This is a genomic window from Bacillus sp. FSL L8-0528 (assembly GCF_038593085.1).
GTDB lineage: Bacteria > Bacillota > Bacilli > Bacillales > Bacillaceae > Bacillus > Bacillus paralicheniformis.
In genome coordinates, this window is the sequence record NZ_CP151961.1 from 2,456,158 (window position 1) to 2,476,628 (window position 20,471).

General features: G+C 46.9%; 23 protein-coding genes. 9 read left to right on the plus strand and 14 right to left on the minus strand.

All coding sequences use genetic code 11. The features are described from left to right. Window positions 1-37: 37 nt before the first annotated feature. Window positions 38-652 (plus strand): alpha/beta fold hydrolase, encoded by a 615-nt coding sequence (locus tag MHI30_RS12485; protein ID WP_075754066.1) that lies wholly within the window; start codon window positions 38-40, stop codon window positions 650-652. A 148-nt stretch (window positions 653-800) separates the two neighbouring features. Here the strand turns inward: MHI30_RS12485 and MHI30_RS12490 are convergent, their stop codons facing one another. Continuing rightward, complete coding sequence (locus MHI30_RS12490; RefSeq protein WP_003183222.1) at window positions 801-1,013, minus strand: hypothetical protein; 213 nt, start codon at window positions 1,011-1,013, stop codon at window positions 801-803. Between the two features lie 270 nt (window positions 1,014-1,283). Here MHI30_RS12490 and nikA point away from each other — a divergent pair, with 270 nt between their 5' ends. From nikA to MHI30_RS12520, 6 genes are read left to right on the plus strand one after another with little or no spacing between them, the layout of a single operon-like run. Continuing rightward, window positions 1,284-2,813, plus strand: a complete 1,530-nt coding sequence (nikA, locus tag MHI30_RS12495) for a nickel ABC transporter substrate-binding protein (RefSeq protein WP_075754064.1) — start codon at window positions 1,284-1,286, stop codon at window positions 2,811-2,813. Next, window positions 2,810-3,751 (plus strand): nickel ABC transporter permease, encoded by a 942-nt coding sequence (gene nikB, locus MHI30_RS12500; protein ID WP_020452058.1) that lies wholly within the window; start codon window positions 2,810-2,812, stop codon window positions 3,749-3,751. The genes nikA and nikB overlap by 4 nt, the downstream gene beginning before the upstream one ends. After that, window positions 3,748-4,578, plus strand: coding sequence for a nickel transporter permease (nikC, locus tag MHI30_RS12505; protein WP_020452059.1), 831 nt, complete (start codon window positions 3,748-3,750; stop codon window positions 4,576-4,578). The genes nikB and nikC overlap by 4 nt, the downstream gene beginning before the upstream one ends. Window position 4,579: 1 nt before the next feature. Then, window positions 4,580-5,419: an ABC transporter ATP-binding protein gene (locus MHI30_RS12510; RefSeq protein ID WP_075754062.1), complete on the plus strand. Its 840-nt coding sequence runs from the start codon at window positions 4,580-4,582 to the stop codon at window positions 5,417-5,419. Beyond that, entirely contained in the window at window positions 5,419-6,204 is a 786-nt protein-coding gene (locus MHI30_RS12515) for a dipeptide/oligopeptide/nickel ABC transporter ATP-binding protein (protein ID WP_020452061.1), read from the plus strand. Before MHI30_RS12510 ends, MHI30_RS12515 begins: the two co-directional genes overlap by 1 nt. 15 nt (window positions 6,205-6,219) lie before the next feature. Beyond that, window positions 6,220-7,548 (plus strand): MATE family efflux transporter, encoded by a 1,329-nt coding sequence (locus tag MHI30_RS12520; RefSeq protein ID WP_075754060.1) that lies wholly within the window; start codon window positions 6,220-6,222, stop codon window positions 7,546-7,548. A 51-nt stretch (window positions 7,549-7,599) separates the two neighbouring features. Here MHI30_RS12520 and MHI30_RS12525 read toward each other — a convergent pair whose 3' ends face one another. The 3 genes from MHI30_RS12525 to MHI30_RS12535 form a co-directional block, all read right to left on the minus strand. Then, window positions 7,600-8,241, minus strand: coding sequence for a FusB/FusC family EF-G-binding protein (locus MHI30_RS12525; RefSeq protein ID WP_075754058.1), 642 nt, complete (start codon window positions 8,239-8,241; stop codon window positions 7,600-7,602). A gap of 211 nt (window positions 8,242-8,452) precedes the next feature. Beyond that, complete coding sequence (locus MHI30_RS12530) at window positions 8,453-8,791, minus strand: YolD-like family protein (RefSeq protein ID WP_020452064.1); 339 nt, start codon at window positions 8,789-8,791, stop codon at window positions 8,453-8,455. A gap of 15 nt (window positions 8,792-8,806) precedes the next feature. Then, a complete protein-coding gene (locus MHI30_RS12535) occupies window positions 8,807-10,069 on the minus strand; it encodes a UV-damage repair protein uvrX (RefSeq protein ID WP_023855953.1) in 1,263 nt (420 codons plus the stop codon). Window positions 10,070-10,344: 275 nt separating this feature from the next. Between MHI30_RS12535 and MHI30_RS12540 the strand changes: the two genes are divergently transcribed. Together MHI30_RS12540 and MHI30_RS12545 are read left to right on the plus strand one after the other, a co-directional pair. Then, window positions 10,345-10,557: a YqzH family protein gene (locus MHI30_RS12540; protein ID WP_023855954.1), complete on the plus strand. Its 213-nt coding sequence runs from the start codon at window positions 10,345-10,347 to the stop codon at window positions 10,555-10,557. A gap of 84 nt (window positions 10,558-10,641) precedes the next feature. After that, window positions 10,642-11,880 (plus strand): MFS transporter, encoded by a 1,239-nt coding sequence (locus tag MHI30_RS12545; RefSeq protein WP_023855955.1) that lies wholly within the window; start codon window positions 10,642-10,644, stop codon window positions 11,878-11,880. A gap of 51 nt (window positions 11,881-11,931) precedes the next feature. Here MHI30_RS12545 and MHI30_RS12550 read toward each other — a convergent pair whose 3' ends face one another. The 10 genes from MHI30_RS12550 to MHI30_RS12595 form a co-directional block, all read right to left on the minus strand. Further along, the gene (locus MHI30_RS12550; protein ID WP_023855956.1) at window positions 11,932-12,315 is read right to left on the minus strand and encodes a VOC family protein; all 384 of its coding nucleotides are present in this window, start codon (window positions 12,313-12,315) and stop codon (window positions 11,932-11,934) included. 14 nt (window positions 12,316-12,329) lie between these two features. Next, window positions 12,330-13,289: a type I pantothenate kinase gene (gene coaA, locus MHI30_RS12555; RefSeq protein WP_075754056.1), complete on the minus strand. Its 960-nt coding sequence runs from the start codon at window positions 13,287-13,289 to the stop codon at window positions 12,330-12,332. Between the two features lie 260 nt (window positions 13,290-13,549). After that, on the minus strand, window positions 13,550-14,515 hold the full coding sequence (locus MHI30_RS12560; protein ID WP_003183250.1) for an ABC transporter permease: 966 nt from the start codon (window positions 14,513-14,515) through the stop codon (window positions 13,550-13,552). Further along, window positions 14,493-15,155: an ATP-binding cassette domain-containing protein gene (locus MHI30_RS12565; RefSeq protein WP_075754054.1), complete on the minus strand. Its 663-nt coding sequence runs from the start codon at window positions 15,153-15,155 to the stop codon at window positions 14,493-14,495. The genes MHI30_RS12560 and MHI30_RS12565 overlap by 23 nt, the downstream gene beginning before the upstream one ends. A gap of 115 nt (window positions 15,156-15,270) precedes the next feature. Beyond that, window positions 15,271-15,759 (minus strand): hypothetical protein, encoded by a 489-nt coding sequence (locus MHI30_RS12570; protein WP_023855959.1) that lies wholly within the window; start codon window positions 15,757-15,759, stop codon window positions 15,271-15,273. 479 nt (window positions 15,760-16,238) lie between these two features. Further along, on the minus strand, window positions 16,239-16,850 hold the full coding sequence (gene bcrC / locus MHI30_RS12575; RefSeq protein WP_075754052.1) for a bacitracin resistance undecaprenyl-diphosphatase BcrC: 612 nt from the start codon (window positions 16,848-16,850) through the stop codon (window positions 16,239-16,241). Window positions 16,851-16,971: 121 nt separating this feature from the next. Further along, entirely contained in the window at window positions 16,972-17,706 is a 735-nt protein-coding gene (locus tag MHI30_RS12580) for an ABC transporter permease (protein WP_023855961.1), read from the minus strand. Next, window positions 17,699-18,619 carry a bacitracin resistance ABC transporter ATP-binding subunit BcrA gene (gene bcrA, locus MHI30_RS12585; protein ID WP_023855962.1) on the minus strand — a complete coding sequence of 307 codons (921 nt, stop codon included), beginning with the start codon at window positions 18,617-18,619 and terminating at the stop codon, window positions 17,699-17,701. The genes MHI30_RS12580 and bcrA overlap by 8 nt, the downstream gene beginning before the upstream one ends. A gap of 79 nt (window positions 18,620-18,698) precedes the next feature. Then, window positions 18,699-19,733, minus strand: a complete 1,035-nt coding sequence (locus MHI30_RS12590) for a HAMP domain-containing sensor histidine kinase (RefSeq protein ID WP_075754050.1) — start codon at window positions 19,731-19,733, stop codon at window positions 18,699-18,701. Beyond that, window positions 19,720-20,436 carry a response regulator transcription factor gene (locus MHI30_RS12595; protein ID WP_025811198.1) on the minus strand — a complete coding sequence of 239 codons (717 nt, stop codon included), beginning with the start codon at window positions 20,434-20,436 and terminating at the stop codon, window positions 19,720-19,722. Before MHI30_RS12595 ends, MHI30_RS12590 begins: the two co-directional genes overlap by 14 nt. Between the last annotated feature and the right edge of the window lie 35 nt (window positions 20,437-20,471).

Genomic DNA, 20,471 nt, shown 5'->3' on the forward strand with positions numbered 1-20,471 from the left:
TTGTTGTGAACTTATTACTTTTTTAGGAGGAGAAACAATGCGTCGCCATTCATTTTTATCTATTCTATTGATTTGCATGCTGTCTGTCGTGTCCGTATTTTCGTTCCAGCCTGCTACAGCTTCCGCCGCTTCCCGCAATCCGGTCGTCATGGTTCACGGCATCGGCGGAGCCGATTATAACTTTATCGGCATTAAATCGTATTTACAATCTCAAGGCTGGACAAGCAGTGAGCTTTACGCCATCAACTTTATCTATAAAACAGGAAATAATAAAATCAATGCGCCGACACTATCCGAATACATCAAGCATGTGCTGAATCAAACAGGAGCGTCAAAAGTCGATATTGTCGCTCACAGCATGGGCGGGGCCAATACGCTCTATTATATTAAGAATCTGGACGGCGCACATAAAGTCGGACATGTCGTTACCCTTGGCGGCGCTAACCGTCTGGTTACAAACACGGCGCCTCAGGGAAGCGAAATCTCATACACTTCGATTTACAGCACAAGCGACTATATCGTCTTAAACAGCCTCTCCAAACTTGATGGTGCAAACAATGTGCAAATCTCAGGCGTAAGCCATGTCGGCCTTTTGTTCAGCAGCAAAGTGAATGCCTTGATTAAAAACGGGCTGACCGCCAGCGGGCAGTAAAAGTGAAGGAACCTTGAAGGACTGAAACCTCTTCAAGGCTCCTCATTTATCAGGACTGTTTTCCCGCCCGGGCAAAAATAAAAAGGACTCTAAATAAACGCCTTTTCCGACCGTTCATTCAGTGTCCGTCAACCCCGTCGATATATGATTATTCTACAATGATTTCAAAGACTCTTTGTTCGAGGTTGTATTTAGCATCCTGGAATGTAAATTTATAATCATCTGTGTCGGCATCAGGTGAAAGCCAAGCTCCGTATTTTCTGATTGTCTGGACGATGCTTTCGAGTTCAGCAGGAGTGAAGTCACCTATGTCTGTGCCTTCGGTTTCAGCTGTATGGCGTATTTTTACTGTAATCATCATCGCTTTTTGGCTCCTTTCACTTGCTGTTTGAACATCTTATTAACAGCATATTTTTTTCCCCTGTAAATCGTTCCATTAACTCCCTTGTTTCAAATTATTCGGGCTTTCTTTTTTGCAGACCTATTTTATATGGAAAAGCCGGCCGGACTCCAAAAAATTTGTCCCCTCACTTTCGTCATATAAAGGCAAATATTCCTGTTTACAACAAAGGGAATATCCCCTATGATAATGAAAGCAAATCGAAATCATTACTTTTTGGAGGTATAACCGATGGCTTACATAGCAAAACGCATGATCATACCGATTGTTTTTCTCTTCATTCTCGCTTCCTGCTCCTCCGGAGGCGCGGACTCGGCGAAAGGTGATGAGAAGAAACTCACCTTTCTTTTCAATATTCCAAGTCAAACCCTTGACCCGAATCTCGATGTCAATTATACGGCGGTCCGCGCCGGCATCAGCGAAACGCTCGTCAAAATCAGCGCTGACCTTTCCATCGAACCTTGGCTCGCCAAGGATTGGAAAAGTAAAGACGGACAAACATGGGTCTTCACCCTTAAAGACAATCTGACGTTTCAAAATGGCAAAAAAGCGGATGCCAAAGCGGTAAAAGCGTCTTTAGAACGGACGATACGCGAGAGTAAAGCCATGAAGAACGCCTTAAAAATCAAAGAAATCAAAGCTGCAGGACAAACATTGACGATTACAACGAAGGAGCCTTTTCCCGAATTCCCTTCAGAATTGGTTCATCCAAACACATCGATCATTGACGTCAGCGCAGCAAACATTTCTCAACAGCCCGTCGGAACGGGTCCTTTTCAAGTTTCCTCTTTTGAGGCCGGCCATAAAATAGAGTTAGAACGGTATGACGGTTATTGGGACGGCAAACCAAAGCTGAAGCACGTCACATTTTCGTTTAATGAAGACGCAAACGCCCGCGTCATGGCTCTCCAATCAAAAGATGCCGACATCATTTACAGACCGAGCGTGGAGGATATTGACCAAATTCAAAAAGATTCATCGATTACCGTTGATTCGGTGCCGAGCTTGCGCGTTCACCAGATTCTCTACAATACAAAGAAGGATCATTTCGCTGACCGTCACCTGCGCCGCGCCTTCGACGCATTACTCGACCGCAAAGAAATCGCTGAAAGCATTTTGAACGGGCATGCTCAGCCGGCAGACGGACCTTTCTTAGCGGATTTCCCATTTTCCGCCGGTACGGTTCAAAAGCCGAGCGGACTGGAAGCGGCAAAAGCCGAGCTGAAAAAAGCCGGCTACGGGCTTGAAAACGGCAAAGCCGTGAAGGACGGACAAGCCTTATCTTTTACACTGCTAACCTATCAGTCTCGTCCGGAATTGCCTTTAATCGCACAAATTCTTGAATCAAATGCGAAGGAACTGGGCATTTCGATTAAGATTCAACAAGTCGAAAATATCGATGAGTATTTGGCGAAGAACGATGATTGGGATTTGGCGACATACAGCTCGATGACCGCGCCCAGAGGCGATACCGGCTATTTGCTGAACACCGCCTATATGCCGAATGGCGCTTTAAACTACAGCGGCATCGAAAATCAAACCTTGATCAAATGGATTGAGGAATTCAACCGCACAATCGACAAAGAGAAGCGAGACCGCCTTGCTAAAAAAGCAGCTGAATTGATCGAGAAGGAGACATTGAACTCTTTTATCGTCACTCCCGAAAACATCACGGCATACCGAGACGGTGTATTAAATTGGGAAACGAGCAAAAGTGAGTATTATATGCTGACGAAAGATTTGGATGTGAAAACGAAATGAAGCAGATCGCTAAGCGGCTGTTTGAACTGGTTCTATTCTTATTCCTGCTTTCGTTTATCAGCTTTGTATTTATGAAAGCGGCTCCCGGTGATCCGGTGAAACAGATGCTTCGCGTAGATGATGTAGCGGTAACAGACGAGCAGATCGAGGCATTCAAAGAGGAGCTCGGTTTGGACAAACCGGTTTATATTCAATATTGGAACTGGTTTAAACGCTTTTTCCAATTTGATTTGGGAAAATCCTATACAACACACGAACCCGTCATCGACGAGCTAAGCCGGAAATTCCCGGCGACATTGCTTCTGACCGGCGCATCGCTTCTCGTCATGCTGCTGATCGCCGTGCCGGTCGGAACGCTTTCCGCTTTATACCGGGATCGGTGGATCGATCATCTCGGCCGCTTGCTCGCTTTAGTGGGAGCCGCGCTCCCAAGCTTTTGGCTCGGATTGATACTGATCGATCTCTTCTCCGTCAGGCTGAATTGGCTGCCGTCGATGGGAGCCGGAACGTTTAAACATTTGATTCTCCCCTCTCTCACGCTCGGGATCGCGATGTCCGGCGTTTATGTCCGCCTTGTACGGTCAAGCTTGATCGAAAGCCTTGGTCAGGATTTCATCAGATCAGCCAGGGCGCGCGGTATCAGCGAGGCGAGAATTTTCTTCTTTCACGCGTTTCGCCACTGTCTTGTCCCTGTCATCACGATATTCGGGGTCAGCCTCGGCAGCCTGCTCGGCGGCACGGTGATTATTGAAGTCCTGTTTGCATATCCCGGCGTCGGCAAGCTTGTCGTTGACGCCATCGTTCAGCGTGATTATCCGATCATTCAGGGGTACATTCTTTTCATGGGGATCACGGTTGTCCTGATCAATCTTTTGGTCGACCTCTCCTATCGGTACCTCAATCCGGAAATTCGCTTAAAGGAGGCTGGACGCCGATGAGAAAAAACGTCAAACTTATATTCCGAACCAAAACAGGACTGTGGTTCGTGCTGCTGTTTTCCGCGGCGCTGTTCACCGTCCCCTTCTTTTTGCCGTTCGATCCGCTCCGCACAGATATGGCCAACCGTCTCCAGCCGATCAGCTTGCAGCACTGGCTCGGGACAGACCATTTGGGCAGAGATATATTTTCCCGAATGATCGCCGGTGCGAAAGCGACGGTCGGCACCGCCTTGGCCGCGATTCTGATCTCCGTTTTCATAGGCGTTCCCGTCGGGCTTGTCTCCGGCTTTTTCGGCGGACGGCTGGATCGGATGATCATGAGAATCGTTGACGCGGTCATGGCGTTTCCGGACTATATTGTCGCGATTGTTTTAAGCGGTTTGCTTGGCCCCGGTCTGATGAACTTAATATTAGCCGTTGTCGCTGTCAAATGGGTCGGCTATGCAAGGCTGGTCCGCAGCACGGTGTTTTCGGAAAAACAAAAAGATTACATCGCCTTGGCCGAGCTGACGGGCTTAGGCTCCGGGGCGATTTTAAAAAAGCACTTGCTGCCCCATGTTCTCGGCAACGTTTCCGTACTTGCGACACTTGATATCGGAAAAACGGTGTTAATGATTGCTGCCCTGTCCTATATCGGACTGGGTGCTCAGCCTCCATACCCGGAATGGGGCGCCATGCTGAATGACGGAAAACATTACTTTTTGCATGCGCCTCAGCTTATGGTGATTCCCGGTCTTGCGATCATGTTCATCGTTCTGTTGTCCAACCTGTACGGTGATCGTTTAAGGGACAGGTTTGACGTTAAACACAAGAAAGGAGTTTCTTAGCATGCCGATGTTATCCATTGAGGGCTTATCAATCAGCTCCCGACAGCACACCATTGTCAAAAATGCCTCCTTCTCGATCCATGAAGGGGAATGGTTCGCGCTGCTCGGGGAAAGCGGCAGCGGAAAAAGCCTGACCGCTTCGGCCATAGCCGGGCTGCTTCCGGACGGACTAACGGTGTCCGGCGGAGATGTGATATTTGAGGGCCGCCAGATGCTTCAAGCCGGCCGCAAAGCGCTCCGACGCATGCGCGGAAAGGATATCGCCTGTATTTTTCAGGACTGTCACGGAGCATTCACCCCTTTTATACGGATCGGCAAACAAATTGACGAAATGGTCAAAACGCATACCGATTGGTCTAAAAACAAGCGAAGAGAAGCGATTCTCCGCGCTTTTCGGGAGGTTTCTCTGCCGGAAAACAGAGTATATGAAAGCTACCCGTTTCAATTGAGCGGCGGGCAGCTCCAAAGGGCCGCGATCGCTCAAGCGATGGTGCTCCGCCCGAAGCTTCTCATCGCAGACGAACCGACAACGGCTTTAGACAGCATCACGGCCGCGGACGTCTTGCAACAGCTCACCGTGATGCGCGCCAAAACAAACTGCGCCATCCTTTTTATCACTCATGACCTCCGGCTTGTCAAAAGGTACGCCGATCAAACCGCTGTCATGCAAAACGGAGAAATCGTCGAAAGCGGCTTAACCGCTGATTTAATCAGACAACCGGTACATGAATGTACAAGACGTTTATTCGCAGCCGTCCCGCCGCTGAAAAATCCTCCGCCGAGGCTGACAGCCGCGCCTGAAACAAAGGAAGCGGCGCTGGCGGGAACAGGAGGTGCGTGATGACCCATTCAGCAGAAACCGTTCTTTTTGTCAGCAATCTGACAAAACATTACGCTTGCGGCCACAAAGCGGTTGACAATGTATCGTTCTCCATTCGAAAAGGCGAATGCCTCGGGCTCGCCGGCGAGAGCGGCAGCGGGAAAAGCACCCTCGCGCGCTGCCTTCTCCTGCTCGAAAAAATCGATCACGGAGAGATTCGGCTTCATCAACATCCGCTTCCCGGCATAAACAAAAAAGAGACCCGAAGACTGCGCCGAAAGCTGCAGGCTGTTTTTCAAAATCCGGCCGCATCATTGAATCCAAAGCTCAATATTATCGATTCAGTTATGGAGCCGCTTGATGTTTCCAAACAAGACATACCGCCATTTTTAAAGGACTTCCAAGGCAGCCGCCGTCTGACGGCTGAGCGTCTGTTCTCAATGGTCGGCCTTCCCTCGAGCCTCCTTGACCGCTATCCGCATGAATTAAGCGGCGGGCAGCTCCAAAGGGCCTTAATCGCCAGAGCCATCAGCACTCACCCGTCTTTAATCATCTTTGATGAGCCTACGGCAAGCCTGGATGTCACCAGTCAGGCGAAGATCCTCGACCTCCTCAAAGATTTGCAGGATGATATGGGGCTTTCCTATTTGTTTATTTCCCATGATCTGGCCGCTGTCCACTTTATGAGCCATCGCATCATGGTCATGAAAGACGGGCAGATTGCCGATCAATTTAAAAAAGAAGAGCTTTTTTCTGCCGAAAGGCACCCATATGCCAAAAAGCTGCTTCAGGTGTTTGAATCCTAAGGGGGGTCATAAGAGATGAATCACAGACATTATCTAGCACTCGCCGTTCCGCTGATCATTTCAACGATCACCACTCCTTTGCTGGGGGCGGTCGATACGGCGGTAGCCGGGCAGCTTTCCTCCCCTGCTTACATCGGCGGTGTTGCAGTCGGAACGATGATTTTTAATACGATGTATTGGCTCCTCGGCTTTTTGCGGGTGAGCACATCGGGGTTCGCTGCTCAGTCGCTCGGCTCCCAAAACAGATCAGAGAGCGTTTTGGCTCTTGCCCGGCCTGTTTGCATCGCGTTTTTTGCCGGACTGATGTTCATTCTCTTGCAAAAACCGCTTGAATACGCAGCGCTGACGCTGATACAGCCTGACCGCCATACCGCTGAATTCGCCTCGCAGTATTTTTCGCTGAGGATTTGGGGCGCTCCATTTGCTTTAATCAGCTATTGCATTCTCGGCTGGCTGATGGGAATGTCCCTTATCAAAGTGACATTGCTTTTGCAGATTTCGATGAACGTCTTGAATATCGTGCTTGACATCGTTTTTGTCTACGTCTTTCACATGGAAGTATACGGCATCGCTCTAGCCACTTTGATTGCGGAAGTGACGGGCTGCCTGATCGGCTGCTGGCTTGTGAAAACGAATGCCGCCATGCGGTTTAAGCTGCCGTCCGTCAAGGTTTTGTTCGACCCGAAACCGTTTAAAAAAATGATGGTTGTCAACCGCGATCTATTGATTCGGACATTGTGCCTTTTAACAGTTTTTAATTTGTTTACGGCTAAAGGAGCCGGCTTCGGCGCTGAAGTTTTGGCCGCAAATGCGATCTTAATTCAAATTCATTATATGATGGCTTATGTGTTTGACGGATTTGCCAATGCATCGAGCATTTTTGCCGGGAAAGCCGTTGGAAGAATGGATCGGGAACTTTATTCCCGTACGCTTTCCCTTTCGATCCAGTGGTCGCTGATCTCGGCCGCGCTGCTTTCAGTCGGCTACTTTCTTTTGAAAGGTGTAATCCTTCCCTTGTTTACACCGCTTGAAAGCGTTTTGGAAGCAGCGAAAACCTACGATATTTGGATCGCTCTCTTTCCTTTGGCCGCAAGTTTTGGACTCGTTTTTTACGGGATTTTTACAGGAGCGACTGAAATAGGCCCGGTCAGAAATTCAATGTTCTTGGCTGTTCTCGTCTTCCTGGCCGCCTTTTTTACCGCTGTGCCCGCTTTCGGAAACCATGGGCTGTGGCTCGCTTTTCTTTTATTCAGCCTTGGACGTTCCGTATTCTTATGTATGGCTGTTCCCGGGCTGACCACCCGTCTCTTCGGAGAGCGAAGTGCTGCGAAAGAGGCAGGCTAAAAGCCAAATCATAAAACCCCCCGGCTAAAGCTTAGCCGGGGGGGTTCTCGTTTATTCTTTCGTTAATTGTGCGACGAAATGGTTCAGATGATCCAGCGTCATCACATTTTGATTGCATGTTTCACTGTCACAGCAAATATAATTGCCTCTGTCTGTATAGGTTTCTTTCCCGCTTTTCACCCGGGCCATGAACAGTCCGATCTCTTCGGTCCTGTTGCATATCGCGCAGATTCCTTTTTTATTGCTGGATTTGATGGTGCCGTGTATTCCGGTCAGCTTTCCGCCGGCATCCACAATCATGTACTTTCTGCCTGATCCTGCATCATTCCATCCCAGGTAGGAATATCCGCTGAAATCCATCTGTTCAAAATCGGGCGTCTTTAACTTCTTCACTTTAGAAAATAGCTTTTTAGCGGTTTTTACTGTTATACGCTGAAATGGAATGACATGAGGCTTTAATTCGGCTAAAAAGCGCATCGTTTCACCGCTGTCTTCCACTTCTGCCATCTTCTGCAGCAAAGACTTTTGATCGCTGCTGAGATCAGGAAACAGGTTGAACACTTGATCGAGCGCATTGCATTTCAAAGCGTCAAGTACGTTTTCGTCATTGATGTTCGCATGTCCCTGAACAAGGCTGTCCGTTTGAAACTTAATAAAATTATATTGGTCATTTCTGATAAAAGGTGTCTTCATTTCTGCCAGCTCCTTATTTATGGATCTATATTTAAAAATAAGGTGCAAAGCCGGATGATCAGAAATGATACCTTGCTTTTTTTAGGCGATTTGTTGATAACCCCGCCTCATGCAAAGTATCGCCTTTCAAGATAACAGGCTTTGCATGAGACGCTGCAGTCGGCAAATGAATGTCATTTACCATTTTATCCACCTCCGAATACTGATTCTATTATAAACGACAATCGTATTCAATCTCAATGATATCCTCCATCTTTAAAATGCATATTTCATCCGCCCGGCTTACGATCCGCAGCTCCCTTTTCAGGGCGTCGGCATAGTGAATCCGGCCGGCCAGCGTTTTCACTTCCCCCTGCCGATAATAGGCAAATTGCAACATTCTGTTTTCTGCCATCGCTTCACAAATGATTTCATTAAATTCTTCATATTTTTGTTCATCCAGGATCGGTTTTTTGAGTTTTTGAAGGCTTTCATGATATTCCCTGAGCAATTCCACGTGCTCAGGCAGCATCATGGAAACCCATTTGATACTGCCTCTGTCGCGAAGCATAAATGATTCTCCTTTCTATGCCTGATGGCCTCCGACCAATTTTGACCGCAGCCGGGCCGTCCCGGCGTTTGTATAGGAAACGGCCCGCAAAAGCGCTGTTGATCCGTGCCGTTCTCTGATGCCGTCCATCACGTACCCGAGCTGCCGCTTCTTTTCCTGATCGGGACGAAAAAGATCAAGCTGCATATTGGTATCGTCTTGAATATTGGACAAAGAGACGGAAATTTTCCGAACCGTTTTGCCGGCATAAAACCGCTCGAACAATGCCAGACATGTATGGTATAGATCAAGGGTGACATTTGAAGGGCTTTCCATTGTTTTTGAACGGTAAAACCCGCCGCCAAGCTCATCGCGGCTGTATTCGACGCCAAGACTGACGGTCCGGCCCGCCTGGCGGTGGGCGCGCGCCCTTTTGGCCACTTCTTCACACATTTCAAGAATGACATGCTTGACTTCCTCCGGATTCGGATAATCGCGAAGCAAAATCTGGCTTTTTCCATAGCTGACCTGCCCCTCCAAGAGCGGCGCTCCGATCGCTGAAAGGTCGATGCCCCAAGCGTGATAATAGAGCTGGTTTCCCATCACCCCGAATGTTTTCTCAAGCCGCTTGAGATCATAGTGAGCCAGCTGACCGACTGTAAAGATCCCCATCCGGTTTAACGTCTTTTCCAGCCTGGAGCCGATTCCCCACATGCGGCGCAGCGGAGACAGCGGCCACAGCTTCGTTTTCACGTCTTCGTAGCCCCAAACGGCCACTCCGTCTGCTGATTTTTTCGCTTCAAGGTCAAGGCACAGCTTTGCCATCAGCAGATTCGGTCCGATTCCGACAGCACAGGGAAGGCCAAACTCCCTTTCCATATCATCTTGAATTTTCATCGCAATCGTTCGGGCGTCTCCCCACATGCTCTCAACACCGTCCACCTGAATAAAGCTTTCATCCACGCTGTACGTATGAATGGCATCAGGCGGCACATAGCGGCAGAACAGCCGGGTGAGCTCTGTAGAAACACGGACAAACAGCCCCATCTTTGGATTGACCAGCTTGATGCGCGGATCATCCGGCAGCTGATAAAGCCTTGTTCCCGTTTGCACGCCGAACTCTCTTTTCAGAGCCGGAGAAGCAGCGAGAACGATGCTCCCCTGCCGCTCCGTGTTTCCGACAACCGCCAGCAGGCAAGTCATCGGATCAAGTCCGAGCAGGACTGCGGCACAGCTTGCATAAAAGCTCCGCATATCAACGCACAAAACCGAACGCGACGGATATTGACCGTAATCCATCTCTCTCCCTCCAAAAAGAACTGATGTTCGCACAATTAGTGTATGAATACTATACTCCGAATATACGTTCGATTTCCAGGCGTAATTTTATCCAAAGAAAATCCTGGCTGAAAGCAACAAAAAACACCTTCTTTGGAAAGAAGGTGACATGGCGGATCATTCCAGTTCGGAATGCTGCCGCATCCGGTTTAATGGCTCAAATTGAAAGCTCCCTTGAGAACCTCGTTTTTTCCTAGTAAGATAAAAGAAAAAGCGCTCCTAAAGGAGAAAGACAAATGGATGAGAAACTGATTGAAAAAATGCTCGGACAGGCGCTGAAGCAGTACGGACGCAATGTTGCAACCGATCCGCTCAGCCCCGGCGAAAAAGAAATCCTGAAGCTGGCTTTGCAGGAAAGGCGGATCGAGGAACCGAATGAGGGGCTGCATGCCCATATCGAAGATGTCATCTATGATTATGTCACAAATCAAGGCTTGTTCTCCTTTTGATCACCCAGCATATAGAAATTCCTCTATTCACCGCCATTTGTTTCATGTATGATAAACAAATAAAAACGTAACGGAGAGTTTATCATGAAACAAAAATGGCAGAACATCCACCCGCTCAGCTGGACCATTATTGTCGGAACCATTTTCGGACGTATGGGCACAGCCATGAGCATCCCTTTTTTAGCAATTTATTTGACACAAGTGAAAGGCGCCTCTTCCGGCTTTGCCGGCGCCGTTATTGCAGCGAGCTCTCTGATCGGAATTGCGGCAAGCTTTTACGGCGGGTACTTATCAGACAGGTTCGGCCGGAAAACCATCATGCTCGTTTCGATTTTCGGCTGGACATTCGTGTTCGCCGGTTTCGCGCTCGCCGATCATGTCTGGACATTCTTTGTCATGAATGCCTTAAACGGATTATGCCGCGCTTTGTTTGAACCGACTTCAAGAGCGCTGCTTTCAGACGTATCCAAACCCGAAACGCGCCTTTTCGTCTTTAATCTCCGCTATACCGCGATCAACCTCGGCGTCGTCTTTGGTCCGCTTTTAGGCCTGTACCTCGGATCTTCGAAAACGACGCTGCCGTTTTTCATTGCGGCTTTCATTTATTTTATTTATGCGGCGGTGCTGGTCATTCAGTTTAAACACCACACCGTACCGGCAACTGAGCGGAATAAGCGTATAAAAGTGCGGGACGCGCTGGAGGTGACAAAAAAAGACCGGGTATTTACGATTACACTAATCGGTTCGATTCTTTGTTTATTCGGGTATTCCCACTTCACATCCACGCTCGCACAATACATGGCGGCCAGCCCGTTCATCGAAGACGGGACGAAAGTGTTCGGTATGATGCTGACGCTGAATGCCTTGGCCGTGCTTGTCGTACAGTACCCGATCGTACATATCGCCAAACGGTTTTCACCGATTTTATCGCTGATTGCCGGAAATGTGCTGATTAGCGGAAGCCTGTTCAGCCTCTCGTTTTTCCACGATCTATGGTCCATCGTCTTGATCATTATCGTGTTTACGATCGGGGAAGTGCTTCTCTTTTCGATGATGGATTTACTGGTCGACCGGATTGCCCGGCCTGAGCTGAAAGGCACTTACTTCGGGGCTATAGGCTTCACCCAGCTGGGAAGCGTGATCGGCCCTTGGGCGGGGGGAATGCTGCTGGACGCCTTTGGAGCGGAAAAGCCGTTTTTCACTTTTGCAATCCTGTCTGCTGTCACTATTTGCGGCGTTCCTTTCCTGGTGGCAGCCTTCCGGAAGCTCAAAATAGATGAAGCAAAAGTCAAATTAAGTTCGAAAAAAACGATGCAGCATTAATTGAAAACAGGCCGGCTCGGTCAAAGGCCGGCCTTCCGGCGGACGCCCGCCTCAAGGCGCCGCAAGTTCGACTTTAATGCGGTCGGGATCTTCGGTATACAAGGCATAATGCCCGCTTCCGCCGGCAAACGGATGTCTGTCTTCATATAAAATGCGGCATCCCCGCTCCCTCAGTTTCATTGTCATTTCGTCGACCTGTTCTTTGGATGCCGCGTAAAAAGCAAGATGGTTTAAACCGACGCGGCACCTGTGATAACCTGCTTTGACAAACTGCTCTTTCGCCTGCACAAGCACGAGATAGGCGCCGTTTGCTTTCCAGCTGATCCCGTCTTCCCATTGTTGAAAAACCTCATAGCCGAGCTCTCCGAGAAACCAGCCCCAAAAGCGCTTCGACGCTTCCAAATCTGAAACATACAGTTCAATATGATGGATCATGCAAGCCTCCTCTTCTACACCCGTCTGACGAGAATCTCTTCCACCTTGTGGCCTTCGCCTTTTCTCAAGATTAAATCAGACCGGAATTTTGTAGGCAGAATGTTCTCATACAAATTCGGACGGTTGACGGTCTCCCATATTGACTTTGCCATATGGTCCGCTTCTTCGTCCGCAAGGTCTTTGAATTTATGGAAATAAGAACTCGGATCTTGAAATGCCGTCTCTCTGAGCATGCGAAAGCGTTCAAGATACCATTTGATAATGAGGTCTTCTTCGGCATCCACATAAATTGAGAAGTCAAAAAAATCGGAAACGAAAACCCGCGGTTTTGTCCGGTCGTCTTCGATCGTCGGCGTCTGCAGCACATTGACGCCTTCGATGATGACGATATCCGCTTGTTCAACCGTTTCGTAAACCCCTTCCAATCTGTCGTACGTTAAATGGGAATAAACGGGTGCGCGAACGATTTTCTTGCCGGATTTTAAATCGTTTAAAAACTCAAGCAATGCTTTGACATCATAGCTTTCCGGAAACCCCTTCCGCGACATCATCTGTTTTTCTGTCAGCACCGCATTGGGATAAAGAAAACCGTCAGTTGTGATCAGACTGACTTTCAACCGTTCCTGCAAACGCGAGAGCACCGTCTGAATGATGCGGGCCGTCGTGCTTTTTCCAACCGCGACGCTTCCGGCAATCCCGATGATGAACGGAATTTTGGCCGCGTGAGGATGGTTCAAAAAACCGTTCACCCGGGTGTTCCGTTCATATTGAGTTGTCCGGTGTAAATAAAGCAGCCTCGCCAGCGGAACATAAACGGTTTCGACTTCTTCCAAAGACAGATAGTCATTTAAACCTTCAAGCTTCTTTACTTCCTCTTCGGTCATCTTTACCGACATATGCCCGCCGAGATTTGCCCAGGCATCACGGGTATGACTCGTATATAACGTGTGCAAATTCAAATCCTGATTCGCCACTATTCTCACCTGCCCTCTGTTCAAACGCTGTTTACTTAAAAAAGTGCATGAATTCTGAGACCGCTTTATTATTATATAGAATTTTTCGAATATTTACGAGGAACAACGTTTCAATCAAAAAAACCGTCTTCCTCCAGAGACGGGTGGGTCCGGTTTCCTTGCATGGCGGATGCGAATGGCTCTCCTTCCTGTCAACCCTGAGCCAACGGGTGTCCTTCGTTTGCAAAAGAAAAAAGAGCGCAGGCGCCCGCACTCTTTTTTCAAACGACATATTTGCTTTGCCTGTGCGCCATGTAATAAGTGACCGCAGACAGCAAGCCGACGGATGCGGCTAAAATGATGATGACCGGAATCATGTCCACCTTCACCGGTGTAAACAGTTTAAAGCCGCCGCTGAAACTGAAAACCGCATGCCCGAGATTAGACAGCAGGTTTTTTAAATCGAACCTGCCCAAAGCAGGGATCAGCAGGCTGTAAACGACATAAAGCAAAGCAGGCGTAATAAAGCTTCTGAAGAGGACGCCCAAATAAAATCCGATCGTCGAAAAGATGAAGCTGACCGCCAGAACGACAGCGAGCTGAAGCAGGATATTGCTTTTTGAAACAGCGGGTATTGTGAACTCGCCGACCGGTATATCCCTTGAAGCAAGGGAATAAAAGACGAGGCTTGACACATATGCCGTACATACAACGGCGATCACGGCGGCAGCCATCACCATGTAAACCGAACACTGTTTGGCAAACAGAACGGATTTCCAATCATGGCTGACCGCTTTCACTTTCATCGTCTTGAATCTGATGTCGTATGAGGAGATATAGATGGCATACAGCGTGAAAGCCAAGGGAAAAATGATGAAGCCCATCAGCTCAAGCGTCATAGTGACTGACTGTTTCGGCTCCAGGTGATGGAGGGACAAGACGAAATTCTCATAGTCGAACCTTAAAATATTTTCGACGATCTCTCCGTCGCCATCCTCGCTTTTCAGCTCACCTTCCTTCACCTTGACGGGCGACTCCAGCGCCTGCTTAATATCGATGCCGAGTTCTTTATATTCATTTTCAGTCTTTTTGAACTGCTGGTAGCTGTCCATTGTATTTTTATAGTGAACATATATGTATCCGGATGAAATGAATAATAGAGGAAGCAATAAAATGATGAGCAATTTAGAATACGATTGAAATGCAAGCTCTTTCTTGAAAATATTATAAATATTCTTTATAGACATCGCCCAATTCTGCTCCATTCGTTTTAAAATTGTCTATGTGGATAGCTGAACCGTCTTTCAACACGTATAATTGATCGACGATTGAAGAATAAAACTCAAACTGATGGCCGGCGGCAACAATCGTCATCCTGCTTGACCAGTCATTGATGAGCTCCTGAAGCTCCATCATGGACCGGTAGTCAAGCCCGTTTGATATCTCATCCAAAAACAAGAATGACGGTTTGTTTAATGCAGCGATCATTAAGGCCAGCTTTTTCTTTTGTCCGTATGAATAGGTCTTGACCTTTTTTTTCAGCAGCTCCCTGCCGAGAAACTTTTGCGACAATTGTTCAAGCTCTTCTTTGCCGGCAGGTTTATTGATCAGTAGTTTGATATTTTGATATCCGCTCAGATGATCGTAAAACGGGGAATCGTCATAGATAACGTGCACTTTGCTCCTGACGGCTTCAAGCGGCTCTCCGTCGTACAGAATGCCGCCTTCGAAATGTTCCAGCTTGAGCAGGCATTTCAAGAGCGTCGTTTTCCCGGCGCCGTTTTCCCCCATCAGGAAGGTGACTTTGTTTTTTTCGATATTCATGTTGAGACGGTTGAATACCTTTTTGCTTCCATAAGATTTCGTCAGGTCATCGATTTTGATCAATTTAAAAAATCCTTTCTTGCATCAGGATGGTGTTGCAACATTCTCCATTATACAACGCTGCCATTAATTTCAAAATAGTCTTTTAGCAGCGTTGTATGAAATGGCTTACGGCAAATTAATCGTTTCCGTATTTTCCTTTTTTATTGACCCACCTTCTGTCTGTAAAGGTTGAGCTGGCGAATTCAACATCTCCCCACGGTGTAACGGTCCCGAAGCTCAGCGTTTTTTTCGCTCTCCATTTGTGAAGCCCTGAAGACTTGTAATACCTTTTAATCCCTTTTGCTCTCACGACATTCGGAAAGACGTAGCCGACATCCTGCGATCCGCTGCTTTTCGATACTTTTTTGCCGTTGTAGTACCAGTCGATATAATCTTTCGACCAAGCGAGGAAGCTTCCTCTTTTAATTGTGAGCCTTTTTCCTGCATATGCCGTCACACCGCTTTGGACAGATGCCTGTTCAGGAAGTGACTGCACGTATTCTGTCTTGGCTTCAAGCAGTTCTTTTTGCTCACTTGTCAGCTGCCCGTCCCCAGCAGCCGCAGCGAATGAGGATGGAACCAGGAGCGCCGCAGACAAAGAAAACCCTAAAATCGCTTTTTTCATTTCGTTTCCCTCCGTATTTTTGATAATTCGTATGTACGTCTTCAGCTGCCATCCATAAGCTACTGCCGCATCCAAAACAATTTAAGGTCCGAGTTCTCTCATTTTAATGGATAAAAAAATAGATTTCTAGCAGAATGGACCATTTTATCATTACCTATTGGAAATTATCACCTCCTATGTAATTGATATTATACCATATTTTTACTTATATTCAATTCCTATTATTTGGAATTTTCGTCATGGGTAGCCCGCATCTTTTATAATGGGGATGAAAAAAGGAGGAAGAAGAGGAACCTATATACCTGGAAAGCGATTCTACAGCTGTTATTCGTACAAAAAAACAAAGCACCCGACAGACTGTCTACCTTCATGGAGACGGTCTGTCGGGAACCGCCTTCGATTTGGAGGATGAAGAAGCCGATCGTTTATTTGTGAGTGCACATAGCAAAGGCTGCTTAAATCCAAGGCAGCCTCATCCTTTAAAAGTTCTTCGATTTATCGTTCGATTTGCTTTTGGAAGGAACAATCCGGTGTTCCACCTTTTCATAAAGGGACAGCATTTGATGAATAAATGACAGCTTCGGTGCTGTCCAGAATACAAACAGAGCTGACAACACGCCAAGAAGGGCTCCCGCCGCAACATCGAGCGGATAGTGAACGCCCGACCAAATGCGGGAAATGCCTACGGCAAACGCAAGCACAAGCCACAGCCAGCCCGTCTTTTTGTGAAACAGGAAGAATAAAAAGCCGATTGAAAAAAACAAAATCGTATGGTCGCTCGGAAACGAATTGTCAATTTCATGCTCTATCAGCTTGTTGACATTCGGAAGCGTGGCAAACGGTTGATAGTTGGAATGCAGAAAGCCCATGATTTTCCCAAGAATTTCGGCAATCACAAATGCGATGACTGCATAAATGACCATCAATCTGTTTTTTGTCGTCCGGGTCAGCCAATAAACGACAAGACCCAACGCGAGGAAGTACATCATATATTCGGCCAGAAAGTAAACGACCGGATTCAGCATCGAATACTCTTTTCCCAAATCATTAATGAAACGAAAAGCATCAATATTTAATTCTGAAAAAGACATGTTCCATTCTCCTTTTTTATACTTTTATCCTAAATATATCCATCAAAATTGTGCAATAAGCCTTTATCGGGATTAGGAATGTACAAACATGTGTTGCACATTCCTTTAGACTCCTCCTGCATCAATGAATATCGATTTTTTTAAAGTAAACGATTGTCGCGGCTAATCCAAGAACGGTTGTGGCGGCAACACTGATAAAAGAATATTCGGGCGGATATTCCGGAAAGAACGTACCCGAAGCGATCACCCATACCGCCGACCAGGGGAGTAAAGCGCTGTACTCCGTGCCGTATACCATAATGCTGACCATTGATATAATGATTGTAAAGATAATGGTGGGCACGTAGTTTTTAAACAGCAGTGTCACAAATATAATTGGACTGACCAGGAAGAAAAGAAGTGCCCCGCCTATCATAAATTGTTTAAACCCATCTATTAAAACCGCCGAACTGAGCCCTTCAAACTGGCCGATCAGCCCAAACAGCAGCGTCAGCACCCAGGCAATCAACGTCAGCATCATGATCCAAATGAGGAGCAGAACCAATTTGCTGACAATCAGGCTGATTCTTGAAACAGGAATCGTCAATAGATTCTTTAGCGTGCTTTCAGCGTATTCCCGATTGAATAAATATGATGTAATCACGCCATACAACGGGACTCCGATCAAAAGCACAATATACAGGTTGGTATCGGAAAAGGTCTCACTGAAGCGAATCGGTACATCAGGGTACTTGGCTTTTTTAGCCAAAGACGATATAAAACAGATGAAAGGGGCTGCCGCCGCTCCCAGGATACTGACAAGAAACATCTGTGACCGCTTAAGCTTCAGCAATTCGGTATATAGCAAATTAGCCAATCGTCCCGCCCCCAATCAACTTCACGAAATAGTCTTCAAGACTGTCTTCGCTCATCGCAATCTTCAATACGTCTATTCCGTTTTCGACAAACAATTTATTGAGCTTTCCCTGCTGGCCCAAATGGGAGTATACCCGGATGATCCCGTCCTGGTGAACTTCGTAGTCATGAATATCAAAATGCTGTTCCATCAGAACGACCGCTTTATTTTGATCGGATAATTGAAATTCCAGATATTTGCGGTTTCTTTTTTTGAGATGGTCAAACGGAATTTCTTCAAGCAGTTTTCCTTCATGAATGATCCCGACATGATCGACGAGCTGTTCGATTTCAGACAAAATGTGGCTTGATATAAAGATGGTGATGTTTCTTTCTTTGGCGAGAGAATGAATGAGTCTTCTCATTTCTTTGATCCCGATCGGGTCCAAGCCGTTTGTCGGCTCGTCCAGTATCAACAGCTCCGGATAGTGAAGCAAGGCTCTTGCAATTCCCAGCCTTTGTTTCATGCCCAAGGAAAACTTGCCGACGAGCTTTTTCGTTTCATGCTGCAGGCCCACGATCTCCAATACTTCATCGATCGCATTTTTTTTATGGATACCTATGATTTTCGCATTGATCAGCAGGTTTTCCCTTGCCGTCAAGTTCGCGTAAAAGCCGGGCACTTCCACGATAGATCCGATTCTTCTTAAAATTTCTTTTTTATTCTTGAAAAAATTCTCTCCGAAAATTTCTATCTGCCCGCTGGTCGGTTTGATCAGACCCAGCAGCATTCTGATCGTCGTCGTTTTGCCGGCGCCGTTTCGTCCCAAAAATCCGTATATATCTCCTTGTTTTACATTGATATTGAGATGGTCTACAGACTTTTGCGGCCCGTACATTTTCGTGAGATCCGTCGTTTTAATAATTGTGTTCAAAGTTGATCCACTCTCTTTCACTCGCCTTATAACTACATCATAAACAGAAGGATTTAACTTCTTCTTAACCAATTCTTAATTAATTCTTAAATGATTGGAGATGGTTTTGTTTAGGCAGCGAAAAACCAAACGTCGTTTTTTCCCACGGGACGCTCTGTGCCCATATGCGTCCGCGGTTTTTTTCGACGAGCGATTTGGCGATGGCAAGCCCCAGGCCGCTCCCGTCATCAAGGCTTCTCGACCGGTCTCTGCGGTACATTCTATCAAACACGTTTTCAATATCGTTTTCCGGAATTCCCGGACCTTGATCCCAGATGAGAAGCTGATATTCATGTTCTGATTCCGTCAGTTCGATTCCAAGTACTTTTCCCTCTTTTCCATAATGAATGCCGTTTCTCACGATGTTTTCGATCACGCGGATCAAGCTGAGCCGATCTGCGATAACAAAGCATTTCTTTTCCGGAAGCTGCACATTCAAATCAATGTCATGTTTTTTCAGTTCCGGCAAAAAGTCGATCAGCGTTTCCCTAGCGACTTCGGCAAGGTCAAAAAACTCTGTTTTCAACTGGACTTCATTCGCGTCCAATTTCGCCATGTTGAATATTTCATCGATCAATTGCTTGAGGCTGTTGGATTTTTTAGAAAGGATATTGAGATATTCCTGTTTCTCTTCTTCCGAAGACGCGACCCCGTCTTTTAATGCATCAACATAGCCAATAATTGATGTGAGCGGCGTTCGGATATCGTGGGAAATATTAGACAGCAGCCGTTTTCTGGCCGCTTCCGATTTTGCGGCGTTGATTTGAACTTTTTCAAGCTGCTCTATCAATTCGTTAATGGAAAAAATGATTTCATTAAACGGCTGACCGCCTTCCGCCAGCAATCTTCTTCTTAAATTTCCATCCGCCACGCGCTTCAGCTCGGTTTCGATCAGCTTTAAGCGATCGATGAAGCGAAGCCTCATCGTAAACAGCAGCGCGGTAACGGCAAACAGAAAAACAAACAACATTGTGCTGAAAACCCCAAAGGAAGCCGTTTTCATATAGATGAACAAAAGTGCTGCAATCGCCGCACATTGCAGAATGAGAAGCAGCAGCTTTTTATCGGTCAGCATCTTTCTCACCTACAAACTTATAGCCAATTCCCCAAACGGTTTGAATAAATTGTGGATCGGAAGGGTCCGGCTCTATTTTTTTTCTCAGCCTTCTGATATGCACCATGACCGTATTATCATCTTCTATGTATTGGTCGCTCCAAGCGTTTCGAAACAGCTGCGTTTTCGTAAATACCTGCCCCGGATTTGAGGCGAAAAACTTCAGCAGTTCAAACTCCTTCGCCGTCAGGGAGATCTCCTGTCCGCCTGCGGTGACCGTATATGTTTTCAAATCGATGGTCAATCCTTTAAATTGAATCAGCGATTGTTCATCAGAGCGGCTTTCGCTGCCGAGGACCAAAAAGCGCCTCAGCATGGCTTTGATCCGCGCAAGCACTTCGTTTACGCTGAAGGGCTTTGTTATATAATCGTCGGCACCGATGGACAGTCCTAAAATTTTATCGCCTTCAAGGTCTTTGGCGGTCAGCATCAGGATCGGAACATTCGTATGATTCCTCATCCTTCTGCAGACCTCGATGCCGTCGATTTTCGGCATCATGACATCCAATATCACGAGGTGGTAATGGTTTTGTTCAAACAGCCTTAACGCATCTTCTCCGTCAACTGCCACGTCAACCTCATAACACTCTCTTTTTAAATAGGTTTTCAATAAATCTCTGATTTCTTTTTCATCATCCGCTATGAGCACTCGAATGGTTTCCACTTGGTTCACCCGCTTTTATTTTGTCTTGATAGATG